This is a genomic window from Pseudomonas sp. SIMBA_067 (assembly GCF_046534675.1).
GTDB lineage: Bacteria > Pseudomonadota > Gammaproteobacteria > Pseudomonadales > Pseudomonadaceae > Aquipseudomonas > Aquipseudomonas putida.
The window spans coordinates 1-249 of sequence record NZ_JAWRYH010001018.1 but is presented as its reverse complement, the minus strand read 5'-3'; the positions used below and the strand labels follow the sequence as shown (position 1 = coordinate 249).

Annotated in this window: 1 pseudogene; it reads right to left on the bottom strand. The window is 43.8% G+C overall.

Annotated features, from left to right (window positions below):
* A pseudogene (locus SB765_RS32295) lies at positions 1-249 on the bottom strand (hypothetical protein); the annotation flags it as partial.

The following is a 249-nucleotide window of genomic DNA, read 5'->3' as shown; positions in this document are numbered from 1 at the left end:
CTGGCACCATGGAACGTACCGCGTACTGACTGCTCTGCACCACGGCTTTCAAAGCGCACGCCTTGCGCTGTTACAAACTCGCCTAACTTCCATACAGGGGATTTTTGGCACACTTCGGGAAAGTCTAAAGCCATGTTATTATTGTTAAGCAACTCAGTTTTAACTACCTCGAGTGTTTTGGTTGGCATTTTTGTTTCAGCACCAAACAAAATTACAAAATCAATAAATTGCTTTATTTTGGCAAGGCCC